Source organism: Bradyrhizobium xenonodulans, from assembly GCF_027594865.1.
Lineage (GTDB): Bacteria > Pseudomonadota > Alphaproteobacteria > Rhizobiales > Xanthobacteraceae > Bradyrhizobium > Bradyrhizobium xenonodulans.
In genome coordinates, this window is the sequence record NZ_CP089391.1 from 4,801,548 (window position 1) to 4,824,102 (window position 22,555).

Genomic DNA, 22,555 nt, shown 5'->3' on the forward strand with positions numbered 1-22,555 from the left:
GAAGCGCCGGGCGGGCGTGATGCGGGTCATAAAAGGCTTTATCGGGGCAATCGCGACCGTGTGACTGCGGTGGAGATGTTTCGCCGCAGGCGCCGCTGTAACAGAAAAGTGCTAGGAGATGGGCCCTTCAGGCAAGGAATTCACATTTTACTTGAAGCGGTTCACTCGAACTCGACGACACCCTATACTGAACGCGACGGCACAGACAAATTCCAAAGTAACTTCAATGAGATGAGGTAGAACCATGACACTTCCGATCGGCGCCACCGCCCCCGACTTCGAAGCCGAGACCACCGAAGGGAAGATCAAGTTCCACGACTGGATCGGCAATAGCTGGGCACTGCTGTTCTCGCACCCCAAGGACTTCACGCCGGTTTGTACGACCGAGCTCGGCGCTCTCGCCAAGTTGAAGCCGGAATTCGACAAGCGCGGCGTCAAGCTGATGGGCCTCTCGGTCGATCCGGTCGACCGCCACGCGAAATGGTCGGAGGACATCAAGGAGACGCAGGGCGCGGCTCCGAATTATCCGATGATCGGTGACACCGATTACAACGTCTCCAAGCTGTACGGCATGCTGCCGGCCGCGATCTCGGGCGACCCCCTCACCCGCACCGCCGCCGACAACCAGACCGTCCGCAATGTCTTCATCATCGGGCCGGACAAGAAGATCAAGCTGGTGCTGGTCTATCCGATGACCACGGGCCGGAACTTCCAGGAGATCCTGCGCGTCATCGACTCGCTCCAGCTCACCGCCAAGCACCGCGTCGCGACCCCGGCCGACTGGTCGCAGGGCGAGGACGTGATCATCGCGGGCTCCGTCTCCAACGACGAAGCCAAGACGATCTATCCCCAGGGCTGGAAGGAACCGAAGCCCTACATCCGCATCGTGCCCCAGCCGAAGTGATTATTGGCGGTTGCGGATAGCAACCGCTAGACTCCCCAATGCGCCATGGCGCATTGGGGCCTGACTCACGCCGCGTGCACGCGGTCCAGGAAACCGTCGACCTCGGCCTTCAGGTGCAGGCTCTCGCCTGAGAGCGCCTGGGCGGAGGCAAACATCCGGCTCGAGGTCTCGCCCGTCTCGCTCGCGCCCTTGGCGGCGTGGCGGACGTTCACGGCAACATCGGCGGTGCCCGAGGCCGCAGCGCGAACGCTGGCCGCGATGTTGTGGGTGGCGCTCCTCTGCTGCTCGACCGCGCTCGAGATCGAGCCGGCGATGCCGCTGATGCGCTCGATGGTCTGGCTGATCGCCTTGATGGCGGCGACCGATTCCTCGGTCGCAAGCTGCATGCTCTCGATCTGGTTCGAGATCTCGTCGGTCGCCTTGGCGGTCTGACCGGCAAGCGTCTTGACCTCCTGGGCCACCACCGCGAAGCCGCGACCCGCATCGCCGGCACGTGCGGCCTCGATGGTGGCATTCAGCGCCAGCAGGTTGGTCTGCTCGGCGATCGAGGTGATCAGCTTGACGACGTCGCCGATGCGCGCGCCCGCCTCGGAAAGCTGCGCCATGCGCTGGTCGGTGGCTTCGGCCTGCCGCACCGCTTCGGCGGAGATCTCGTTGGATTCCTGCACCCGGCGGGTGATCTCCGAGATCGACTGGGACAGCTCGTCGGAGGCCGAGGCGGCCGAACGGACGTGCTCGGAGGCGCTCTCGGAGGCGCCGGCCGACTGCGCCGACAGATCGGCGGTGGAACGTGCCGTATCGGTCAATTGCCGCGCCACCCGCTCGAACTCGCCGGAGGAGCTCAGCACCTTGTCGAGGATGCCGCCGACGCTGCCGCGGAACTCCTCGACGAAGTTGCGCAGCTCCGCCTTGCGCTGCTCGGCCGCGGCAGCCGAAGCCTCCGCCTGCTCGCTGCGCATGCGGGCCCGCTCCAGCGAATTGCTCTTGAACACGGCGACCGTGCGGGCGATCTCGCCGATCTCGTCGGCGCGATCCTCGCATTCGATCGCGACGTCGCCCTGGCCGTTGGCGAGCGCCGTGAGCGAGCGCGTGACCGAGGTGAGCGGCTTGGTGACGCGGCGGACGACCAGCAGTGTGAGGACCAGAACCAGCAGCGCGGCAATGCCGGCCGCAATGGCCATGCTCTCGATCGCCTGGGTCAGCATGCTCTCGAATTGCGCCATCGGGATGCCGACATAGAGGATGCCGACGACCTTGCCCGCTGCATCGACGACCGGGAAATAGGCGGTCATGAAGGACTTGCCGAACAGCGTGGCTGGACCCTTGTAGGCCTCGCCGCGGCGCAGGACGGCCTGCCCGGGATGGTCGGCGGCAAGCTGGGTGCCGACGGCGCGGTCGCCATTCTCCTTCTTCACGTTGGTCGAGCGCCGCACGAACTGCCCGCTCGCATCGTCGAACACGAACAGGGTCGCATTGCCCCCGACATAGGACACCGCCCGATCGACGATGGCGTGATCCTTGAAATCGGGCATCCGGGGAATCTCGGCGCGCGCAAGCGCGCCATCCCGCATCGTGATCTTCGCGTCGGGCACGACCTCGGCAAAGGCCAGCGCCAGCGTGCGCAGATTGGCCTCGATCTCGCGGAGGGCGCGATCGTTGAAAGCAGAGGTGAGCGACCAGTAGCCGGCGCCGACCACGAGCGCCGTATTCACGGCGATCAGCAGCACCGCGCACAGGACGGCCTTGGTACCCAGCTTGAATTGCGGCAGGAACTTCGCCGTTGGAAGGTTGGACATGAATGGAATGACCCCCGTAATTCCTGCATATTCGTGCAATCGGCTTACGGTCCTATTAATAATGGTTCACAGCCCCTGTGGGCGGGATGCTTACCAAATTGTAAACGAGGGATACCCCTGACCACGCCAAGTGCGCCGCCCATCATCGTCTGGTTCCGCGACGACCTCCGCCTCTCCGACCACCCTGCCCTCCACGCCGCCGCGAAATCAGGCGCGCCGGTGATCTGCCTCTACGTGCTGGATGACGGGGCCGGGCGTGCGCCGGGCGGCGCCGTGCGCTGGTGGCTGGCGCAGTCACTGCGGGCTCTCGGCGCCGACATCGCCACGCGCGGGGGATCGCTGATCCTGCGCAAGGGGCCGGCGGCCAAGGTCATCAGTGAAGTGGCGCGCGAGAGCACTGCCGTGGCCGTCTACTGGAACGCGATCGCACAGGCGGCGCATCAGGCGGTTGAGAGGCGGCTCGAAGCGGCGCTGACGAAGCTCGGCGTGGAGTCGCGAAGTTTCCCCGGCGACCTGCTGGTGCCGCCCTCGACGATCCGCAACAAGGAAGGCCGGGGCCTGCGCGTGTTCACGCCGTTCTGGCGGCGAGTCCTATCGCTCGGCGATCCGCCCAAACCATTGCCCGCACCGAAGGAACTGCGCCCGGGTCCGAAGCTCGCCAGCGACGCGCTGGAGAGCTGGAAACTCGAGCCGACCAAGCCGGATTGGGCGGGTGGTCTGCGCGAGCGTCGGACGCCGGGCGAGGCCGCCGCCCGCGCGCGCCTCCGCAACTTCCTCAAGCACGCCGCGCGCTTCTATGTCGGCGATCGCGACCGCCCGGATCGCGAAGGCACGTCAGGCCTGTCGCCTCACCTGAGATTCGGCGAGCTCAGCCCGCGCCAAGTCTGGCACGCCGCGCGCTTCGCCGCGGCGGAGAATCCCGCGATCGGGTCCGGCGTCGAGAAGTTCCTGAGCGAGCTCGGCTGGCGCGAGTTCTGCCGCCACCTCCTCCACGATCACCCCGACCTTGCCACCAAAAACCTGCAAGCCAATTTCGACGACTTCCCCTGGAAGGACGACAAGAGAGCCCTCACCGCCTGGCAACGCGGCCTCACGGGCTATCCCATCGTCGATGCCGGCCTGCGCGAGCTCTGGCACACCGGCGTGATGCATAACCGGGTACGGATGGTCGTCGCCTCCTTCCTGGTCAAGCATCTCCTGATCGACTGGCGCGATGGCGAAAGCTGGTTCTGGGACACGCTGGTCGATGCGGATGCCGGCAGTAATCCCGCGAATTGGCAGTGGGTCGCCGGCTGCGGCGCCGACGCTGCGCCGTATTTCCGGGTGTTCAATCCAACGCTTCAGGGCGAGAAGTTCGACCCCGATGGAACCTATGTCCGGCGCTGGGTGCCGGAGCTGAAGGACGTGCCGGCCAAGCTGATCCACCAACCCTGGCAGGCAGCGCCGATCGAGCTTGCAAGCGCCGGCGTCACGCTCGGCAAGACCTATCCGCTGCCGATCGTCGATCACGCCAGGGGACGCGAGCGCGCGCTCGCCGCCTACACAAAGATCCGCAAAGGTTGAGCGTTGCTTTGACACAATTATGAAACGCGCTATCGTCATCGCTCCATACAAACCGTGGGGGACGATATGGACGACGATAAGCCGATCACCGAACAAGCGATGGAGACGATCACCACCGCCGTGGAAGCAACCAAGGACGCCGCTGTCATTGCCGTCAAGAAGGTGAAGAAAGCCGCCAAGAAGGTCGCAAAGAAGGTCACGCCGAAGAAGGCTGCGAAGAAGAAAGCCGCCAAGAAGTCTTCGAAGAAAGCTGCAAAGAAGTCGTCGAAGAAGGCAGCCAAGAAGTCCGCGAAAAAGGCGACCAAGAAATCTGCAAAGAAGGCTGCCAAGAAAGCTGCCAAGTCGAAAAAGAAGGCCAAGAAGGCCAAGCGCTGATCGCAGCGCTCGGAGTCTCCGGGTGCAGACGCGCCCGGGGACTCCAGCGATACCCTACCCTCGCGGCTTGGCTGCGCGCCGGCCGGCGTGATGCTCGCCTTGCGGATCGCGGAATTCGCTGCGATGGCCGCGCCGGTCCTCCTTGGCAAACCGACGCCGCTTCTCGGGCGAACCGAACTGCTTGACCACCCTCCTGCCGTTGACCTTCTTGATGACGTAGCCGCCCTCGGTCATGGAGAACGGGGCCTTCAGCGACCCCATGTGGTCGAACCTGGTGCCGCGCGGGTGCTTGAACGGCTCGAACCAGGACGGATAGACGAAGTTCGACATCGGAAAGCCGTTGACGAGGAAGGCCTCTTCCTCGACGGCATCGCAGACCTCATAGGCATATTGGGTGTGCCGGGTCTTGTCGGCCCACAGATTGGCCATGGGATCGAGCACCATCTCGAACAGCTCGTGCGAGGCCGCCAGGCTGACCGGATCGTCCTCGCCCAGCGCCTTGAGGAAAATCTTCGAAATCGGCTGTCCGCGATGCGTCAGCTCGTGCCGGCCAAGGAAGTTCTTGTGGGTGGCATCGTCGAAATAGACCAGTTGCCAGTCGGTGGGCTTCGGCTTGCGGGTGACGTCGAGATCGACCGGATAGCCCCAGACCGGTAAGAAATGCTCGTCGTAGCACTTCTGGAGCGCGGCCGTGAGCCGCGCCATCATCCGGTCGCTCATCATCTCCTCTGCGTAGTTGATGCAGGCAATCCGGACCGGCTTCAGGGATCTGCCGAGCAGTGCGCGCCGCGCCTTCTTCATGGAAATCACCGTGTCAAAGGGAAGCTGAAATGCGGTCAGCGTAACACGACGCGCCGTGCACGTCAGGGATGTATTCCCCGGTGCGGCCTTCCGTCTAGAAGCGCCGATTGACCACGAACACTGCCGCCGCGCACATCGCCATGCCGGCAATCGCCAGCGCATCGAGCTTCTCCCCGAACAGCAGATAGGCCATCAGCGCGGTGACCGCAGGCACCAGGTAGAACAGGCTCGCGACCGAAGTTGCCGCGGCGTGGCGGATCAGCCAGTAGAGCAGCCCGATCGATCCGATCGACAGCGCCACGGCGAGCCAGGCGAGCGCGAGCACGAACTCCCGTGTCCAGTGCACCACACGCTCCTCGAACAGGAAGGCCCCGACCGCGAAGAAAATGGTGACGGCGACATATTGCACGAGATTGCCGGCACGCCAGTCGATGTGGTTGCAGTAGCGGCGCTGATAGAGCGTGCCGAGCGTGATGCTGATCAGCGAGACCACCGAGGCGAGCCAGCCGAGCCCGGCTTCGCCGCTCATGGGACGGCCGTGCAGGATCAGCACCACGCCGCCGAGGCCAAGCACGAGACCGGCCCATTGCACCGGCGTCACCTTCTCGCCGAGCCAGCGGTTGGCAATGGTCGAGGTCAGGATCGGCTGCAGGCCCGGAATCAGCGCGGAGAGCCCGGCCGGAATCGAATGCGAAATCGCAATCGCGGTGCCGCCGAGATAGAAGCCATGGACGAGGATACCGGCGACCGCACTATGCGCGATGCCGATACGGTCTGGCCATTTCGGCCGCGCAATGCCAGCGATGATCGCCATCAGGCCGACCACGATCGCCATGCGGATGGCGAGATAGGTCAAGGGATCGGCGTTGTTGATGACGTATTTGGTGCCGATGAATCCGGTGCTCCACAGCAGCACGAACAGGATCGGCGCGGCGCGGGCGGTCAGGGCTTCTTGATTATGGTTCATTGCCGCCCTCATTGCCCCAGCGGGGCCTGTGCGGCAATGCGAATTTCGTCTGGACGATGCTGCGCTGCGAGCGACCGCGGCGGACCGGCTCAGCCGCTCACCATTCTTCAGGACAGGGGTCGATGATCTTCCAGAGCTCGACGCCGTTCTTGATCTTCTTCATGTCGGTGGTGAGCCCGCCATTGCGGCGGATCCATTCCTTCACCGTGCTCGGGTAGTAGGACATCAGGTCGGACGTCCCCTCCGCGCTGGTGACCTTGATACCGAAGGTAAAGGCCTTGTCGTAATAGGCCTGATGGAAGCCGAGGCTGGCCCGCGGCGTCACGCAGATCTTGTTCATCGGCACGATGCCGAGCACCAGCGTGCAGGCCGAGTTGCAGATGCCGTCGATGATGACGCGCTCGCCCTTCTCGCGGACCCGCTTGTACTTGGCCTTGTACTCCTCGACGTAACCGCCGTGGTCGCGGGTGATGTGCAGCTCGGCACGCGCCGGCGTGGTGGCGGCGACGAAGAGCAACAGCAGGCTCAAAAGCGTGATGCGCATGGCGAGGTGACGGCGAAAGCCTTCAGGAATGGATCGGCCTTGAGGGACCCCCCAAGAACCGTTCGGGGGCCGGCGACAGGATTCTTAAGCGAATTCTCTTTGGTCATACTTGTGTGGGGAATTCGTTAAGCATCCCGAAAAGGCCAAAAATGGGCAACCTTCGGCCCTGCTCCCGGCATTTCTGTCACACCCCTCCGGGAATCTGCGGGATGGGCCCCGTTTTCCGGGTGCCGGATGGGTGTCCGGGCGCCCCGAAATGGCTATAAACAGCGGACCTATTCGCGCGGGTTCCGGAGAATCGAGATGAGCACGTTGAAGCTTGTAGCCGCGGTTGCTGCCCTGTCGGCGGCAATCCTCGCCCCCAGCCTTGCGGAGGCGCGGGGACATCACCGGTACCACCGCTTCTATGCCAATCCGCTGCCCTATCCGATCAGCTACGTGCACAATTACGGCCCCGGCATCACCCCCGGCACCTTCGCCTTCTACGACGGCCCGTCGACCAACCATTGCTACCAGAGCGCGGCCGCCTATGTCGGCCAGGACCGCCGCCGGCACCCCTGCTACTGAGGGGCGCAGGCAGGGCCTTTCTGCGGGCGTTCCTATCCGGCGGCGCCCGACAGCAGCAACTGCTTCTCGATCTCGTAGACCGGCAGCTTGACGAGGTCCTTGCCGACCTCGCCCTGAAGCGCTTTGCGCACCACGTCCGAATAATCGGCGCGGATCATGCCGAGTGCGCGGGGTGAAGCCACCATGGTCAGCGCCGAGGTCTCACCCGCGCTGACGGCGGCATCGAGCCGGCCGGCCAGGCTGCGCAGGAAGGCGCGCTCGGCCTCATCGTGCCAATCGGTCTGCTCGACCGAGCTGCGCGCGCCGCCGACGCCCGCATTCAGCCGGCCCGGCGCATCGGTGCCTTGCGCATGGGTCGCCGGATTGGGCTGCTCATGCACCTCCCTTGTGTGGAGATTCGGAAACATCTCGTCGCCGAGATTTTCCAGAATGAGCGCCTTGCGGCCGTCGCACACGACCAGCCAGTCACCCTTGTCGATTCTCATCTTGTCCATTGCACAGCTCCAAGCAACTTCGCGAGCCTGCTCTTCGAATTCCTCGAAGGACCGGCCACGGCGACAAGACTAGGGACGAAGCTGCGAAGGCGAATTGCGCAGGATCAAGCATGGTGGCGATGTCGTGCGGGATCACAGCAACGCAAGCGCAGCATTGGTACCGCGTGCGAAGCTGGGCTAGTCTGGTGGAGTGAGAGACCGTGGCGGGCTGGCTGAAGATTTGTTCATCAGCATTACATTTCGGTTCCGCCACAATTTGATCAGAACAACTTCGATATCCTGACCTGCGTCAGCGGAGGAAGACATCATGAAGCTCAAGATTGGCCTCGTCGCCGCATCCCTGTTCGGTGCCCTCATGGCATCGCCGGCGGCGTCCGCCATGCCCATCGCACCCGCGCCAGTGGCGCCCGAGGTTTCCAACGTCGAGCAGGTCCGCATGGTCTGCGACGCCTGGGGACGCTGTTTTTGGCGCCCGAACTATTATGGGTATTACGGGCCGCGGCCGTATTACGGGCCCAGATATTATGGCCCGCGGGTTTATGGGCCCCGCTATTACGGCTATCGCCGCTGGTGATTTTGAAGGGGCCCTCGGGGCCCCTTCGCTTTTGCGAGACGGCGGGCGGCGTCGATCTCTTCCAATCTAGACCGGCTCCAAAACTGATCCAGATCAAAGACGACAGGCGCGATCTCGTCATGCTGTGTCGATGGTGGATTTCATTGTTTTCCGATGCCCCCAGACGGGCATGAATGTGCAAACGCATCTGGAAAGGCAGCAGAGACCCGAAGGGCGCAGCTTCGAGTCCTTCGCCTGCCCCGCCTGCACGCGCCTGCATTTCATCGACCTAGCCTCCGGCCAGCCGATGAGCCGGGACCGTTGACGGTGACATCGATCTACCGGGAATTTGCCCGCGCCTCGTGACATGATGTCCGCAATACTACGGCCAGGAATCCGGTTTACTGAATCGCGATGTTTCGCCATTGATTGCGATGTATCGACATTCATTTAATCGTCACATTGCAGCATCCGGCCAGACGCATGTTTTTCGACGCTCTCGCCCCCTCGTCCGCACTCCAGCTGATCCGATTTGCCGATGTCGACGCGTTTCGGCCGGCCGAGTCGATGGAAGATGCCCGGAGCATTCCCCTCGACGTCGCCAATTTCGCGGCAGCCCGTGCGGTCGTGAATCTGCCGGGGTGCCGGATCATCGTGGCGCGCTCGTTTGCGCGCATTCTCGATAGCGCTTATCGCGCGCCGGGCGGCATGGTGATCCTGCCGATGACCGACGATCTGCGCGCCAGCTCGGGCGGCATAGAGCTCGACTCGCGCGTTTTCATCGCCTTGCGCGGCAATCATCACTGCCATTTCGTCGAGCATCAGACCAATTACCACGCGCTGATCATGTTCTCGCCCGCGCTGAGGGATCGCGACTGGTTCGATCGCGCCGACTCATTGTGGGTTCGCAGCGCGGACCCCGCCGCTCTTTTCTACGCGCGGCAGCTCGTGCAGGACATCCTGCGGACCGCGTCGGTCGAGCCGCACATGTTCGAAACCACCGAGGTCGCCGCGCATCTCCAGGAGGGCCTGCTGCTCGCCCTCGACGATTTGTTTCAAATCGACCCGCTGTCGGAGCGCGGCGCGCCGAATGCAAGCGCGCGATCCGCCAGGCTCGTGCAGCAGATCGACGATTACGTCACGGCCTATCCGACCGCACCGATCTATACGGCCGATCTCGCCGGCGAATTCGGCGTCTCGGTCCGGACGCTCGGCGGGGCGGTCAGCAAGGTGCGCGGCATGAGCCTGCATCAATACATCCGCCTGAAGCGGCTATGGGCGACGCGCGCGCGGCTCCTCAAGGGCGGCGGTGCGACGGTCGCCACATGCGCCCGCGCCCAGGGCTTTCATCACCTCGGCGAGTTTGCCGCCGCCTACCGCGCGACCTTTCACGAGACTCCCTCGGAGACCCTGGCCCGGGCCAGGCACACCGGTCTTGCCGCAAGCTGACATCACTGGCCGCGGCACCGGCTGCTCGGCCCTGGACTTGTGCGTCGAGCAATTCGGGAACCAGTTCCTTCGAACCGCGTTACCCAGTTCAAGCAGTGCGCCGTCAGCCAGCCCCGGTGGCGCACTGAAGAGCCCCGCGCCTCCACGCGCGGGGCTTTTTCTCGCCGTCAACCGGGTGGTTCAGGGAAAAGCATGTCCATCAACCGCAATGTCCTGTTTCTGATCATTGGCGCTCTGGTCGTCACGGCGGCCGTGCTCGGCTACAACCTCTACCAGGCGAAGATGCAGCCCGACGGCCTCCAGATCAACGTCGGCCCCAATGGGCTGAAGATCCAGGGCAAGTAGACGGAGGCTTGCGCGTCGGCTGGGGGCTTCAAAGCCCTAGCCCGACAAATGGCGCGCTCGGAGAGATTCGAACTCCCGACCCTCGGAATCGAAATCCGATGCTCTATCCAGCTGAGCTACGAGCGCCCCGGCCCGGGCGTTGGGCCGCAACCGAGAAGCGCCGGACCGGCGGCTGACAGGCCAGCACATCGGACGGCGTTCGGATGGGTTCGAATTAGCAGAGAGACTGACCAATAAAAAGCCCTCCCCGCCGCGTTTCGGGACGGGTCAGAGGCGCTCTCACCAGGTCGTGTTGAAGAGACCGAAATGGGGCTGCTGCGCCACCAGCATCATCGGCCGGCCCTGCTGCGGCGCCGGATGGGTCCGGGCCACCTTGCGCTTGGGCTGCTGCGCCTGGGTCTGCGGAGCTTGGCCTTGAGCAGGCTGGGCCTGCGCCTGAAGCTGCGGCTTCACGTCGGTCTTCTTCGCAGCGGCGGTATCGCCCTTCAGGGCCGGCGTGAACTGGGCAAATGTCTCGCGCACCCGCGCCTTGGCCGACATCTCGGCCAGCGCGGGCGACATAGCCTCCTGCGCCGGCGGTTGCGGCGCGACGACCGCGGCTGTCTTGACCACGGGAACCGCAATCGTCGGCTGGCTGGTGTCGAGCACGACGCGCTCAGGCAAATGGCGATCGGACCGGATCCGGATCAGCGGCTGATCATTGCTTGCGGTGGCAACGGCCTGCGCAACCGGCTGCGACGGCAGAACGTAATTTGCCGCGAACAACAGTGCGAGCAAGGCTCCACCGACAAAAACGAAATACCGAAAGATGGGCATTGGCCACGCTCCGCCCCCCGCATCCCCGCGTGGGCTCTTCGCCTTAAAACAGGCGATACTCTAATTGGTTCCTACCACCCAGCCATTGGTTCAAATGGCAACGCCAGGTTTTTCAGCCAAGCCCCTCGGAGGGTAACTTTTCCGCTACCGGAAATGCCGTCCTTATGCGCGCCGTGCCGCGACAAGCGAACACTTCGCCTGATCGGCATTGACGTTGACGACGCCGACAGGAATGCGCGCAAAGGTCTTGCGGCTCTTCATCGTCACCGTATCCGCAAGCACACGGCTGCGGTCGGTGAGATGGCTGCCATCGCGCCGCGTGAATGCGCAGACGATCTCCAGATCCTTTACGGCATAGTCATTGTCGTTTCGCAGCGTGAATGTCACCAGCGCCTTCGAGCCGAGGCCGCCGCGACGCCAGGTCTGCGACGAAATTCTGAGACGATCGAGTTCTGCCGCAGCCGGGGCCTGAGCCTGGGTCACCGGCGAGACTGACGGTCCCGCGTCACGCGAAGGAGGCGGTTCAGTCGCCACGTCGGACTTCACCGGTTCAGCGCTGTTGCCCTTGGAGGGCGGCAGGAGCATCCAGATGCCGCAACCGACGATGATGGCCGCCATCAGCCACAGCAGGCTTCGGCCAAAGGCGACGCTCGCGATCGTCACGATCCGCGCCAGCCGCTCGCTGCTTCCCGCAAAACGTGCCAACCCGATCCGGTCAAACCTGGCGTTCATGGTCCATCACCGACAGCGGCCGAAGCGACGGACTCGGTCGCTATTTACCCTAATCCGGCAGACGAACTAAGGTTCCCGCGCTCGTGCCGAGTCGGCAAGGACGGTGGCGATCACCACCTGAGGCCGCTAACATGCGCTGCAACATCGAAGACCCCGTTGGGAGAACATGAAATGCCTGTCGTCGTCACTTGGGACCACGTCCATCTGCGCAGCCCCGATCCGGAGGCCACCGCGGCCTGGCTGCGGGACATCCTCGGCGGCGAGATTGTGCAGGCGCCCGGACGGATAGACGTGAACCTCGGCGGCGCAAAGATCTTCATCGCGCCGCTCGAGGGCCACAACGCCGTCAGCCCGCCGCCTCCGCACCCGCATCAAGGCCTCGACCATTTCGGCCTCACGGTGAAGGACATCGACGCCGTCGCGGCCGAGATCAAGGCCAAGGGCGTCACCTTCACACGCGAGCCGACCACGATCCGGCCCGGCGTCCGCATCTGCTTCATTCGCGGCCCGGAAGGCATCTCCATCGAGCTGCTCGAGCGCGACAAGAAATACGCCTGACGCGGCGCCGCATCCAATGCCGGCGAGAGGCCGGGCGCGCTGTCGCCCGGCTAAGTCATGCTACCGGGCATGAAGCAGCGGATGGCCACGCCCGTGTAGCCGTAGATCGGCCACACCATGGTCCGTCCGACCCGGTTCGGCTCCGAGATCACGGCTTCCTCGGGCACGTCGACCCAGATGAGTTCCTGCTTCTGGCCGTCGAGCCCGTAGCCGTAGCGCGGGACGCGGACACGGTAGTGCCCGTCCTTGCTCTCCCAGTCGGTATCCGAGAGCGCCGAGCCGTCGGCATCGGAGCAGCACGGTCCCTTGCCGCTGCGCAGGCCGTCGAACCAGGCCTTCAAGTCGGCATTGGTGTTGACGAACTGGCCGCGGTCGCGCGCGTGCCCGAACGGGGCTGCGAGTGCGATCAAGGCCAAGACGCAGGCGAGGCTCGCCACGCGTCGCCAGCGTGTCGCGGTGCCGGTCCGCCGTTGTCGTGTTTCGCAAATCGTGGGACGCACACTGTACAGACGCGGCTCATCGCCGCCGGAATCGATCCAGTTGCTCACGTTTGTCCTGCTCCAGCACCCCGCGGCCAGTGCAACAATGGTTATGCATTTCGCGGGCCAACTTGATTCGCAACGACTGGCCTCGCGTCATGATCAGACCGTCATGGCGGTGTCATAGACAAGCCGGGACAACTACGGCTCGCGGCAGCCGACTCGCACGGCCGGCCGGCAAACTGCCGCGTTGCGCGAGCGGATGCGCTTTGGCATAAAAGCGCTACCGGTTACGTCATTGGGCGATGGCGGCCGGCCTCGGGACGTTATGAAGAACGGCCTCTATTCGATTCACGTCAACCTGCTCGATGGTCGAGTCGGCAAGGGCAGCGGCGTCATTCTCTTTCGCGACGGCAAGATCCTTGGCGGCGATGCCTACCTCTATTACACCGGCAGCTACGTCGTGAAGGACGACCACACCTTCAAGGGCGAGGTGCTGGTGCAACGGCACACTTCGCCGCGGGGCGATGACAATCCACTGTTCGGCGGCCCCGCGCCGGTCGGCATCGGCGTCAGCGGCACCTACACGGACACCCGCGCGGAGATGACGGGCACGGCGCTCGTCGGCAAGGCCAGCCTGATTTTCGGTGCGACGCTGCACAAGCTCGCGGAGGCCGACTAGGCCGCGCCGCCGCGAGCGGCCGAAAACAAGTCGCGGCGGCCCCTGCTGACATCCCGCGCAATAGGTCTTATGCAGTGAGAATGCCTGGATCGTGGACATATCGCCCATGGGAACGCGGCTCGGCGATCGAGCTGGGTCACCTCGCGGCGACAAAGGCTGCCGCGCTCGCGTATCACGTTCACCCGGATGTTCAAGTCGCCGCCGTGATCGAAGGATGGCGCATGTACATGACGGCGTTCGGAGAGTTTTGCGCCACCATCGGCGATATCGTCGTCATCCCCGGGGGCGTACCACATGCCTCGTATGGTGGCCCCGGCTCGATCGTCACCCATCTGTACGTGCCGAGCGATCATGCAGCGGTGAGAGAGATCTCGGGGCCGCTCCGCATCCGCCACTCGCTAGCGACCTCGCCAGACGAGATACTCGATGCGATCGGCTCGCACGACCCATGGCCGAGAGATCCCGTGCTGCCTGCGCGACGTGCCGCGCTAACGGAGCTGGTTTCGTGCGAAGGCCTCGACATCCGCGCGTCAGCAGCACGGCAAGGCCGATCGACCGACGGCTTCATTCGGCGGTTCAAGCGAGAGGTCGGGATGACCCCTGCTGCCTATCGCCTTGTGTTGCGACTGGCCTCGGCACGCTCGCGGTTGAAGCGCGGCGACACCGTCGCCGACGTGGCTTATGCCGGCTCGTTCTCCGATCAGAGTCACCTTGGTCGCCTGTTTCGTCGCGCTTACGGCGCAACGCCGGCCGCCTATCGTTCGGCTTTCGCGGAATGAGGCGGTCGATTTCATTCCAGACGTGAATCGGCCCCGGTCGTTAAGCTGGCTCCACCTCTGCATTCATTGCGAGCTGCGCATGAACCTCCTGGCATCTTTCGTGGTCCTGTTTGCGGGCCTAAGCCTCGCCCTCCAGCAAGTGCTGAACGCTGGCCTTGGCAATGCCTTGCAATCAGCGAGGTGGGCGGCGTTCGCGAGTTATCTTGGCGGAACAATCGCCTTGCTGCTGGTTCTCGCCGCGCTGCGCGAGCCGATTCCCGCTGGCCCCTTGGCCGGACGAGCTCCCTTGATCGCATGGACCGGGGGAATTTTCGGCGCGATCTTCATCGTGACCAGCATCTTCATGGTGCCGCGCCTTGGCGTGGCGACGGTGTTGACGTTGATCGTCGTCGGTCAGTTGCTCGGTTCGTTGGCGTTCGACCACATCGGTATGCTCGGCCTGCCGCAGCATCCGGTCAGTTTGACACGCGCACTGGGCGCCGGCTGTCTCGTCCTCGGCGCAGCTCTCGTTCGCGGGTAAAGATCGCCCGCAGTGCCGGCTTGCTGCCGCGTCAATGCGACCGCGGGGCTGGTCACTCCGCCGCCTGTTCGAGCGGCGCTACGCGCGGCAAAATGATCTGGATGCGCGTGCCCTCGCCCGGCTCGGAATCGAGATCGAGCCGCCCGCCGAGCCGGTTGGTGACGATGCTGTAGACGATGTGCAGTCCGAGGCCGGTGCCGCCCTGATCGCGTCTCGTGGTGAAGAACGGATCAAACGCGCGGCGGCGGACGTCGAGCGACATGCCGCAGCCGTTGTCCGAGAAGATGATCTCGACATTGTCCTTGCCGGACTCGCGCACCTGGATGTCGATCGTCCCCGGCCGGCCGTCCGGGAAGGCGTGCGCCACCGAATTGAGAAACAGGTTGGTCAGCACCTGGCCATATGGGCCGGGGTAGCTGTTCATGGTCAGATCCGGCTGACACTCGACGTTGAGCGTCAGATTGTGCTTGCGCAGGCCCGGCCGCAGACTCATCACCACCTGCTCGGTGAGGTCGCCGAGATCGAAGCTGCGCTGGTCCGAATAGTTGCGGTCGGCCGCGACCTGCTTGAACGACTGGATCAGCTCGGCAGCGCGGTTGAGATTGGAGACGAGCTGCGAGGACGCGTCGCGGCTGGTGTTGAGGAAGTCGTTGAGCGTGGAGCGGCGGAGCTCGCCGCGCTCGACCTCTGACGTGAACATCGCGGTCTTGCGCTCCAGCGCGGAGGCAACCGTGAGGCTGATGCCGACGGGATTGTTGACCTCGTGTGCGACGCCCGCAACGAGCCGCCCGAGCGCAGCCAGCTTCTCCGCCTCGATCAGCGAGGCCTGGGTCTCGCGCAGATTGCGCAGCGCGGTCTCGGCGGATTCCTTGGCTTTGCGCATCTCCTGCTCGCCACGCTTGCGCTCGCCGATGTCGAGCGCCACGGTGACGATCCGCTCGATCTCGCCCTCGGCATCGAGCAGCGGCAGCTTGTTGACCAGCCATTGCCGCATATTGCCGGAGGCGTCCTTATACTCCTCCTCGTAGAAGCCGAGTCCCTTGCGGAGCTTGAGCACCCTCTTGTCGCTCTCGTCGGACTTGGCCGCGCCATAGCGCGACATCAGGTCCGCCGTGGTGCGGCCGAGCGCATCGCCGGGCTCGATGCCGAAGATGCCGGCCATGTAGCGGTTCATCAGCACGTAGCGCAGGTCGCGGTTCTTGACGTTGATGACCGCGGGCACGGTGTCGATGACCTGCTGGAGCAGGCGCCGTCCTTCGGCAATGGCGTCTTCCGCCCGCTTCTGATCGGTGATGTCGCGCAGCGTGCCCTCGTAGCGGACGATGTTGCCCGCCTCGTCCCGCACGCCGGTCGCGCTGTCTGAGAGCCACAAAATGTTGCCGCTGCGCTGGCGCACCTGGTACTCGAACTCACGCACCATGCCGTCGCGCGCCATCAGCCGCTGATATTCGTCACGCGCCTCGGGACTGACGTAGATCGTGTGGGCGATGTCGTTGATGCTGTCGATCAGGTGCTGCGGGCTGTCATAGCCCATCATCCGCGCCAGCGCCGGATTGGCGTTGAGGAGGTCGCCGGCCGGCGTCGTGACATAGATGCCGTCGATCGACCCCTCGAACAGTTTGCGATAGCTCTCTTCGGCGAGGCGCTGCTCGGTGAGCGCGCGTACCGCCGCCTCGCGCGCCGTGTCGGCCTCCTCCAGCGCGCGGCGGAACACTTCGGCCGCCCGCGCGATGTCGCCGATCTCGTTGTCGAGGTCGGCCGACGGGATCGAGGTGTTCTTCTCGCCCGCCGCGAGCGCGCGGATCGATCTTGCGATCTTCGCAAGCGGCCGGACCGTCCGCCGCACCACGAAGGCGGCTGCGACCATGCCGATCAGCACGCCGATGGAACCGAGCACGATGCTCTGCCACCGTGCTTCCGTCAGCGTGCGCGCGAAATCGCGCGACAGCACGTGGCCGCGCCGGGCGCTGACCTCGCGCAGCAACTCGGTGACGCGACCGATCAGGCGGCCCTCGGTGCCCAGCACCTCGCGGTCGATGTCGGCGATCTGCCGCTCCCGGACGGCCACGGCCATAATGGCTTCGGCGTAATCATTGACGGCCGACTTCAATCTGGCGTCGGCAATGTCCATCGCCCGCATCCCCTCGGCGGCCTGCTCGGCCGCAGACGGGTTGCGCGCGAGCAGCCCGAGTGCAATCCGGCTCTGCGCCTCCGACAGGCGGGAGGCCAGCTCGCGGTCCGCTGTGGCGCCGACGGCCACGTCGAACCGGTCGCGCAGCGGCGGCAGGCCGGCAAGGAGCTGGGCGCGGCGGTCGATCAGGGTCGAGATCCGCTCCAGGCCATTGCGATAGGTCGCAAGGCGTTCGGTGACCCCGTCGATCATGTCCTGCTGCTCGGGTGCGAGCTCGATGCGGGTCTTCTTCAGGATATCGCTGAGCGTCGAGGCCGCCTCGCCGACTTGCTGGAACTGGATGCCGGCGCCGGGATCGGTGACGAAGTCGCGCGCGGCGAGCCGCAGCTCGTTCATGCGGCGGTCGATATCCTCGGCGAGGTCGCCGACGCTTTGGAGCCGCTGCAACTCGGCGAAGGTCGTGTCGATGTGCCGGATCGCGATCACGCTCGCGGTCGAGGTGACGATGATCACCGCCAGCACCAACAGGAAGCTGCCGAAGGTGAGCTGGCCGATGGAGAGCGAAAATGTTCGCTTTTTCTCAGGGGTCGGCGTCAATTCGGCGGACATTGGTGCGTTTTAAGGACCGGGCTACTGGAGACCCAATATACGACGTATTGCGGCCCCGGGGGAACATGCCTCTGGCCGCCAAATATCCTTAATATCGCGGACCCGCCGCCCTTCTCCCCTTCCGATTATGATGTTTTGACGCTTGTCCGCCGCCGGGCCGGGATGGTCATGGCGGCAACGCCGAGGACGACGCAGGCAAGGCCGATCCAGGCGGTCTGGCTCAGGCTTTCGCCGAGAAAGGCGACGCTGATGGCGACCCCGATGGGGACGCGCAAATACGCCTGCGCCGTGGTCCCGACCGACCCCAGGGTCTGGATCAGGCGGAAGTAGATCGCGAACGCCGCGGCGGTCGAGAACACGGCCAGCGCGAGCAGCGCCAGCACCGAGCTCAGCGACGGCGACAGCGTCCAGGGCTGCTCAACCACCAGCGAGGCCGGGATCAGGACCGCGGCGCCCGCCAGCAGCGAGCCGGCGGCCGGCGCCATCGGGTCGAGGCCTTTGAAGCTGCGGCCGAAGATCGCGGCGCAGGCATAGCAGATGGTGGCGGCGACGATCGCCGCTTCCGCAATGATGCCGCTGCCGATGTCATGGAAGGCATCGACGCCGACGATCAGCAGGATGCCAGCCATGCCCGCCACGACGCCGAACAGCTTTCGCGGAGTCGTGGCCTCGTGCCGAGTCACGACCGCTGTGAGCAGGAAGGTGAAGATCGGCCCGGCCGAGTTGAGGATGGTGGCGAGCGCGGCATCGACATGGCGCTCGCCCCAGGCGATCAGCGTCCAGGGAATCACGCTGTTGAGCACGGCCTGGAACGCGAAGCGCTGCCATGTCGCGGCATCCGTGGGCATCCTGATTCCCCACGCCGACATGATCGCAAGCAGCAGCAGGCCTGCAATCGTCGTGCGGGCCGCGATCAACGTGATCGGCGGGATGGTGGCGACGCCGAGCTTGATGAAGGTATAGGAGCCGCCCCAGAGCGTTGCGAGCGCGACCAGCAGCGCCAGCTCGACGGCGATGTTGGTGTCCTGCCGGTTGTCCATGATGCGTCCCGTCCCGATGTCAGGGACGGAACCTAGCGCGTCCGCGCTCGTCAATACTTCGTTCTCTATCGAAGTATCCTAGCCGACCGCGCCGACCTCGAACACCTCGCCGTCATAGCCGGCCTCGCGGGGAATGCGGAGCTGGCGGCCGGTGTCGGTCTTGGTCATCACGGGCATCACCGTGACGATGGACAGGCCGCGGGCGTGCTCCAGCGCGGCACTCACGCTGCTTTGCTTGGCGAGGCGGATCAGGTTGCGCGTGGTCGGAAACGGCAGCTTGAAGCGGCCGCTGTCGCCGCCCTCCACCGCCTCGCGCGGCGAGACCCAGATCGAGTCGGTGGACTCGCGGCCGTCATGCGCGCCGAGCTGATCAGGCGGTGCCGCGGCGAGGAAGAACCAGGTGTCGAAGCGTTTCGGCATGCCTTCCGGCGTGATCCAGTGCGCGTAAGGCACGAGCGTGTCGAGCGCAAGCTGGAGGCCGTTGTCAGCGAGAATGTTCAGGAAGCTGATCTTGTGCTCGTTGAGCGCAACGCGGTGCTTGTCCGCAATCTCGCCGGCGCGCTTGGCATCGACCGGTGTGCCCGAGTCCTTCGCCCGCGCCAGCAGGATGCCGCTCTCCTCAAAGGTCTCGCGGATCGCCGCGATCCGAAAACCGCGGTCCGCTTCGCTCAAGTCCTCGCCGCCCGAATACAGGTCGGAGCGGGCGACGATCTCCTGATCGCCGGCATCGACGCTGCCGCCCGGAAACACCAGCGCGCCCGAGTTGAACTCGATCTGATGATGGCGGACCATCATGAAGACCTCCAGCTCCCTGGCACCGTCACGGAGCAGAAGGATGGTCGAGGCCGGGCGTGATGCTGATGTCTCGGCCATTCAACTAGCCTGCGGCGCTGGATTGCGGGCCGAGATTGGCGCGCTTGTCGAAGCGGGCAACGCGCGACAACAGGTACTCGACCTCTGCCTTCGCCGCCGGCGTGATGGTGGCGCCGGGCTTGCGCTGGGCGCTGGAGGCGATGATGCCGCGCTTCTGCAGCACGTATTTGCGAATGGTCAGGCCGACGCCCGGCTGCTGCTCGTAGCGGATCAGCGGAAGATGTGCGTCGAACAGATCGTGCGCGGCATCGCGCTTGCCGGCCTTGGAAAGGTTCACGACATCGATCAGGAGTTCGGGGAACGCATAGCCGGTCATGGCGCCGTCGGCGCCGCGCTCCATCTCGAAGTCGAGGAACGTGCCGCCATTGCCGCAGAGGATCGACAGCGGCCGGAGCGAGCCGTCCTTCTGGAAGCCGCGCAGCGTCGAGATTTTTTCCAGCCCCGGCCAGTCCTCGTGCTTGAGCATCACGCAATTCGGATTGTCCATGACGATCTTGCGGATCACGGCCGGCGTAAACACCACCGAGAGCGTCAGCGGGTAATCCTGAAGCACCCAGGGCACATCTGGCCCGATCGCCTCGGCCGCCTGCTTGAAATAGCCGACGATCTGATCGTCGGTGCGGAGCGAGGGCGGCGGCGCGATCATGACGCCGGCCGCGCCCGCATCCATCGAGGCCTTGGCCAGTGCGCGCATGGTGGCAAAGCCCGGCGCCGAGACGCCGACGATCACCTGCATTTTCTTGGCGCGCTTGACGAAGCGCACCGCCACCTGCTCGGCCTCGGCGGCGTCGAGCTTCGGCGCCTCACCGAGGATGCCGAGCACCGTGACGCCGTCGCAGCCGACCTCCTCGTAGAAATCGGTCAGGCGGTCGATCGAGCGCTCGTCGATCCGGCCGTCATCGTGGAACGGCGTCGGCGCGATTGCGAAGGTGCCCTTGGCGTCGGCGGTGAGCTTCATCAGTCCTTGTGTCCTCTGTTCGTCATCCCGAGGCGGCTCGCAGAGGCGTCCCCGGAACGGCCATGGCCTAAAACCTCCGCGCCCCCATCTTGATCTGCTCCTCGGAGAAGAAGATCTCCTTGGCATGATCGGCGATGTCCTGGGCCTTCCAGCCCGAGTGCGGCGGTTTCCAGCCTTCCATTTCCATCATCCGCATTTCGCGCACGCCGCGGGGCCCGGACACGCCCAGCACCTTGCCGGTCTGATCGCCCGACAAATCGCTGACCATGTATAGCACAGCCGGCGCGATGCCGTCCGGCCCCAGCGCCGCCCCCGGGTTCTCCTTATAGCGGGGCAGGTCTGCGGTCATGCGGGTCAGGGCGCCCGGGGCCAGCGTCCAGATCCGGATGTTGTATTTGCGGCCCTCGATCGCCAGCACGTTGGACAGGCCCCAGATGCCGCCCTTGGCCGCGCCGTAATTGGTCTGCCCGAAATTGCCGATCAGGCCCGAGGTCGAGGAGGTGTTGACGATGACGCCGCCGCCGTTTTCCCGCATCCAGCGAAACACCGGCATGGTGCAACAAAAGGTGCCCTTCAGGTGCACCTTGATGACCTTGTCCCAGTCGGATTCGCTGGCCTTTGAAAAGGTCTGGTCACGCAGGATGCCGGCATTGTTCACCAGGATATCGGCTCGGCCAAAATGCTTGATGGCGTCGTCGAAGACCGATTGGCCGCCTTCCATGGTGGAGATGTCGGCACCGTTGGCGACCGCCTTGCCGCCTTCGGCCTTGATCGCATCCACCACGAGCTGTGCCATCGACTTGTCGGCGCCGGAGCCATCGCGGGGGCCGCCGAGATCGTTGACGACGACCGAGGCCCCTTCCCGCGCGAACAGTCTTGCGTAGGCCTCACCGAGCCCCCCGCCCGCGCCGGTAATCAGCGCAACCTTGCCATCGAGCAGTCCCATGGTGGCGTCTCCCTGTTTTTGTTTCTTTCTCTTCTTATGTCGCTCTTGCGATCCGGGTGAGGGGTACAGGTCTCAATACCGTCCCAGTTCGTGGTGAGAGCCCCTCTCCCCGCAAGAGCGGGGCGAGGGAGACGACGGCCGTCGCGTGTTGCTAACCCAGCACCGTCTTGCCGTTCTTGATCACCGTAACCCCGCGCGAGTTCACCTTGGCTTCGAACGAGATCGTGTTGCCGTCCTTCCAGAGGTCCATGGTCACGGTCTCGCCGGGATAGACCGGCGACGAGAACCGCGCGACATGCTGGCGGAAGGCGCTGGCGTCGTAGTCGGCATAGGTCTGGAGCACGCCGCGACAGGTGATGCCGTAGGTGCACATGCCGTGCAGGATCGGGCGCGGGAAGCCGGCCTTCTTGGCAAACTCGGGATCGGAGTGCAGCGGGTTGCGGTCGCCGCAGAGGCGATAGACCAGCGCCTGGTCCGGGCGCGTCGTGATGTCGATGGTCCTGTCGGGCGCGCGCGAGGGGATCTTGTGCGGATCGGGCTGGGTCAGGTTCGGGCCGCCAAAGCCGCCGTCGCCGCGGGCGAAGCGCGAGGCGACCAGCGTCGCCAGCTTCTCGCCTTTCTCGTTCTTGAGCACGGTCTGGTGGCTGATGACGACGCCCTTGTCCTTGCCCTTGTCGTAGACTTCGACAACGGAGGAGTCGGCGGTGATGTGGGCGGCCACTGGCAGTGACTGATGAAAAGTGATGTCGCGCTCGCCGTCCACCACCATGACGCGGTTGAGGTTCATCTCGCCGGGGCCCGCGCCCCACGCGGCAACGGACGCAAAGGTCGGCACCACCTTGAGCGGCCGCGGCGTCAGCGTGCCCTCGTTGACGAAGGCGAGCTCGTTCTCGTCCATGGGATCGGCGCCGAGGCCGATGCCGTAGGCGTAAAGCATCACCTCGCGGTCGGTGTAAGCGTATTTCTGGCCGAGATTTTTCAGGCCTTTGAGCTCTTCGTATCTGGCGGACATTTTTCTGGTTTCCTCCCGGAATTTCACCGGCGCTCATTGATGCGCCCTCTCCCCTTGTGGGA

General features: G+C 64.8%; 25 protein-coding genes and 1 tRNA gene. 11 read left to right on the forward strand and 15 right to left on the reverse strand.

Going from position 1 to position 22,555, the window contains the following annotated elements; genetic code table 11:
* Nucleotides 1–244 precede the first annotated feature (244 nt).
* The gene (locus I3J27_RS22750; RefSeq protein ID WP_270160657.1) at nt 245–904 is read left to right on the forward strand and encodes a peroxiredoxin; all 660 of its coding nucleotides are present in this window, start codon (nt 245–247) and stop codon (nt 902–904) included.
* A gap of 65 nt (nt 905–969) precedes the next feature.
* Here I3J27_RS22750 and I3J27_RS22755 read toward each other — a convergent pair whose 3' ends face one another.
* Nucleotides 970–2,700 (reverse strand): methyl-accepting chemotaxis protein, encoded by a 1,731-nt coding sequence (locus I3J27_RS22755; RefSeq protein ID WP_270160658.1) that lies wholly within the window; start codon nt 2,698–2,700, stop codon nt 970–972.
* A gap of 117 nt (nt 2,701–2,817) precedes the next feature.
* On the opposite strand from I3J27_RS22755, the gene I3J27_RS22760 reads away from it, so the two are divergent.
* Together I3J27_RS22760 and I3J27_RS22765 are read left to right on the forward strand one after the other, a co-directional pair.
* Complete coding sequence (locus I3J27_RS22760) at nt 2,818–4,263, forward strand: cryptochrome/photolyase family protein (RefSeq protein WP_270172866.1); 1,446 nt, start codon at nt 2,818–2,820, stop codon at nt 4,261–4,263.
* A gap of 66 nt (nt 4,264–4,329) precedes the next feature.
* The gene (locus tag I3J27_RS22765; protein WP_270160659.1) at nt 4,330–4,638 is read left to right on the forward strand and encodes a histone; all 309 of its coding nucleotides are present in this window, start codon (nt 4,330–4,332) and stop codon (nt 4,636–4,638) included.
* 54 nt (nt 4,639–4,692) lie between these two features.
* On the opposite strand, the gene I3J27_RS22770 is transcribed toward I3J27_RS22765, so the two are convergent.
* The 3 genes from I3J27_RS22770 to I3J27_RS22780 form a co-directional block, all read right to left on the reverse strand.
* Nucleotides 4,693–5,439 (reverse strand): hypothetical protein, encoded by a 747-nt coding sequence (locus I3J27_RS22770; RefSeq protein ID WP_270160660.1) that lies wholly within the window; start codon nt 5,437–5,439, stop codon nt 4,693–4,695.
* 94 nt (nt 5,440–5,533) lie between these two features.
* Entirely contained in the window at nt 5,534–6,406 is an 873-nt protein-coding gene (locus I3J27_RS22775) for a DMT family transporter (protein WP_270160661.1), read from the reverse strand.
* A 97-nt stretch (nt 6,407–6,503) separates the two neighbouring features.
* Nucleotides 6,504–6,950: a hypothetical protein gene (locus I3J27_RS22780; RefSeq protein WP_270160662.1), complete on the reverse strand. Its 447-nt coding sequence runs from the start codon at nt 6,948–6,950 to the stop codon at nt 6,504–6,506.
* A 303-nt stretch (nt 6,951–7,253) separates the two neighbouring features.
* Between I3J27_RS22780 and I3J27_RS22785 the strand changes: the two genes are divergently transcribed.
* Nucleotides 7,254–7,517 (forward strand): hypothetical protein, encoded by a 264-nt coding sequence (locus tag I3J27_RS22785; protein ID WP_270160663.1) that lies wholly within the window; start codon nt 7,254–7,256, stop codon nt 7,515–7,517.
* A gap of 32 nt (nt 7,518–7,549) precedes the next feature.
* Here I3J27_RS22785 and I3J27_RS22790 read toward each other — a convergent pair whose 3' ends face one another.
* A complete protein-coding gene (locus tag I3J27_RS22790) occupies nt 7,550–8,011 on the reverse strand; it encodes a host attachment protein (protein WP_270160664.1) in 462 nt (153 codons plus the stop codon).
* Between the two features lie 307 nt (nt 8,012–8,318).
* On the opposite strand from I3J27_RS22790, the gene I3J27_RS22795 reads away from it, so the two are divergent.
* The 3 genes from I3J27_RS22795 to I3J27_RS22805 all read left to right on the forward strand — a co-directional run bounded on the left by I3J27_RS22795 (nt 8,319) and on the right by I3J27_RS22805 (nt 10,358).
* The gene (locus I3J27_RS22795; RefSeq protein ID WP_270160665.1) at nt 8,319–8,585 is read left to right on the forward strand and encodes a hypothetical protein; all 267 of its coding nucleotides are present in this window, start codon (nt 8,319–8,321) and stop codon (nt 8,583–8,585) included.
* A 462-nt stretch (nt 8,586–9,047) separates the two neighbouring features.
* Nucleotides 9,048–10,013, forward strand: a complete 966-nt coding sequence (locus I3J27_RS22800; RefSeq protein WP_270160666.1) for an AraC family transcriptional regulator — start codon at nt 9,048–9,050, stop codon at nt 10,011–10,013.
* A gap of 192 nt (nt 10,014–10,205) precedes the next feature.
* The gene (locus I3J27_RS22805; RefSeq protein WP_270160667.1) at nt 10,206–10,358 is read left to right on the forward strand and encodes a hypothetical protein; all 153 of its coding nucleotides are present in this window, start codon (nt 10,206–10,208) and stop codon (nt 10,356–10,358) included.
* A 49-nt stretch (nt 10,359–10,407) separates the two neighbouring features.
* Here I3J27_RS22805 and I3J27_RS22810 read toward each other — a convergent pair.
* The 3 genes from I3J27_RS22810 to I3J27_RS22820 form a co-directional block, all read right to left on the reverse strand.
* A tRNA-Arg gene (locus I3J27_RS22810) sits at nt 10,408–10,484 on the reverse strand.
* A 153-nt stretch (nt 10,485–10,637) separates the two neighbouring features.
* Nucleotides 10,638–11,174 carry a hypothetical protein gene (locus I3J27_RS22815; protein WP_270160668.1) on the reverse strand — a complete coding sequence of 179 codons (537 nt, stop codon included), beginning with the start codon at nt 11,172–11,174 and terminating at the stop codon, nt 10,638–10,640.
* Between the two features lie 162 nt (nt 11,175–11,336).
* Nucleotides 11,337–11,906, reverse strand: a complete 570-nt coding sequence (locus I3J27_RS22820; protein ID WP_270160669.1) for a hypothetical protein — start codon at nt 11,904–11,906, stop codon at nt 11,337–11,339.
* A 171-nt stretch (nt 11,907–12,077) separates the two neighbouring features.
* Here I3J27_RS22820 and I3J27_RS22825 point away from each other — a divergent pair, with 171 nt between their 5' ends.
* Nucleotides 12,078–12,464 carry a VOC family protein gene (locus tag I3J27_RS22825; RefSeq protein WP_270160670.1) on the forward strand — a complete coding sequence of 129 codons (387 nt, stop codon included), beginning with the start codon at nt 12,078–12,080 and terminating at the stop codon, nt 12,462–12,464.
* Between the two features lie 50 nt (nt 12,465–12,514).
* Here I3J27_RS22825 and I3J27_RS22830 read toward each other — a convergent pair whose 3' ends face one another.
* On the reverse strand, nt 12,515–13,012 hold the full coding sequence (locus I3J27_RS22830; protein ID WP_270160671.1) for a hypothetical protein: 498 nt from the start codon (nt 13,010–13,012) through the stop codon (nt 12,515–12,517).
* Nucleotides 13,013–13,271: 259 nt separating this feature from the next.
* Here I3J27_RS22830 and I3J27_RS22835 point away from each other — a divergent pair, with 259 nt between their 5' ends.
* The 3 genes from I3J27_RS22835 (at nt 13,272) to I3J27_RS22845 (ending at nt 14,924) form a co-directional block, all read left to right on the forward strand.
* Nucleotides 13,272–13,625, forward strand: coding sequence for a GrlR family regulatory protein (locus I3J27_RS22835; RefSeq protein ID WP_063986297.1), 354 nt, complete (start codon nt 13,272–13,274; stop codon nt 13,623–13,625).
* Between the two features lie 221 nt (nt 13,626–13,846).
* A complete protein-coding gene (locus tag I3J27_RS22840) occupies nt 13,847–14,404 on the forward strand; it encodes a helix-turn-helix domain-containing protein (RefSeq protein ID WP_270160672.1) in 558 nt (185 codons plus the stop codon).
* A 79-nt stretch (nt 14,405–14,483) separates the two neighbouring features.
* A complete protein-coding gene (locus tag I3J27_RS22845) occupies nt 14,484–14,924 on the forward strand; it encodes a DMT family transporter (RefSeq protein WP_270160673.1) in 441 nt (146 codons plus the stop codon).
* 52 nt (nt 14,925–14,976) lie between these two features.
* Here the strand turns inward: I3J27_RS22845 and I3J27_RS22850 are convergent, their stop codons facing one another.
* The 6 genes from I3J27_RS22850 to I3J27_RS22875 form a co-directional block, all read right to left on the reverse strand.
* Entirely contained in the window at nt 14,977–17,664 is a 2,688-nt protein-coding gene (locus I3J27_RS22850) for a PAS domain S-box protein (protein WP_270160674.1), read from the reverse strand.
* Nucleotides 17,665–17,789: 125 nt separating this feature from the next.
* On the reverse strand, nt 17,790–18,704 hold the full coding sequence (locus I3J27_RS22855; RefSeq protein ID WP_270160675.1) for a DMT family transporter: 915 nt from the start codon (nt 18,702–18,704) through the stop codon (nt 17,790–17,792).
* 78 nt (nt 18,705–18,782) lie between these two features.
* Nucleotides 18,783–19,577 (reverse strand): NUDIX hydrolase, encoded by a 795-nt coding sequence (locus tag I3J27_RS22860; protein WP_270160676.1) that lies wholly within the window; start codon nt 19,575–19,577, stop codon nt 18,783–18,785.
* Between the two features lie 4 nt (nt 19,578–19,581).
* Complete coding sequence (locus I3J27_RS22865) at nt 19,582–20,535, reverse strand: dihydrodipicolinate synthase family protein (RefSeq protein ID WP_270160677.1); 954 nt, start codon at nt 20,533–20,535, stop codon at nt 19,582–19,584.
* A gap of 67 nt (nt 20,536–20,602) precedes the next feature.
* Entirely contained in the window at nt 20,603–21,481 is an 879-nt protein-coding gene (locus tag I3J27_RS22870; protein ID WP_270160678.1) for an SDR family oxidoreductase, read from the reverse strand.
* 151 nt (nt 21,482–21,632) lie between these two features.
* Nucleotides 21,633–22,493, reverse strand: coding sequence for a MaoC family dehydratase (locus I3J27_RS22875; protein ID WP_270160679.1), 861 nt, complete (start codon nt 22,491–22,493; stop codon nt 21,633–21,635).
* Nucleotides 22,494–22,555: the final 62 nt, after the last annotated feature.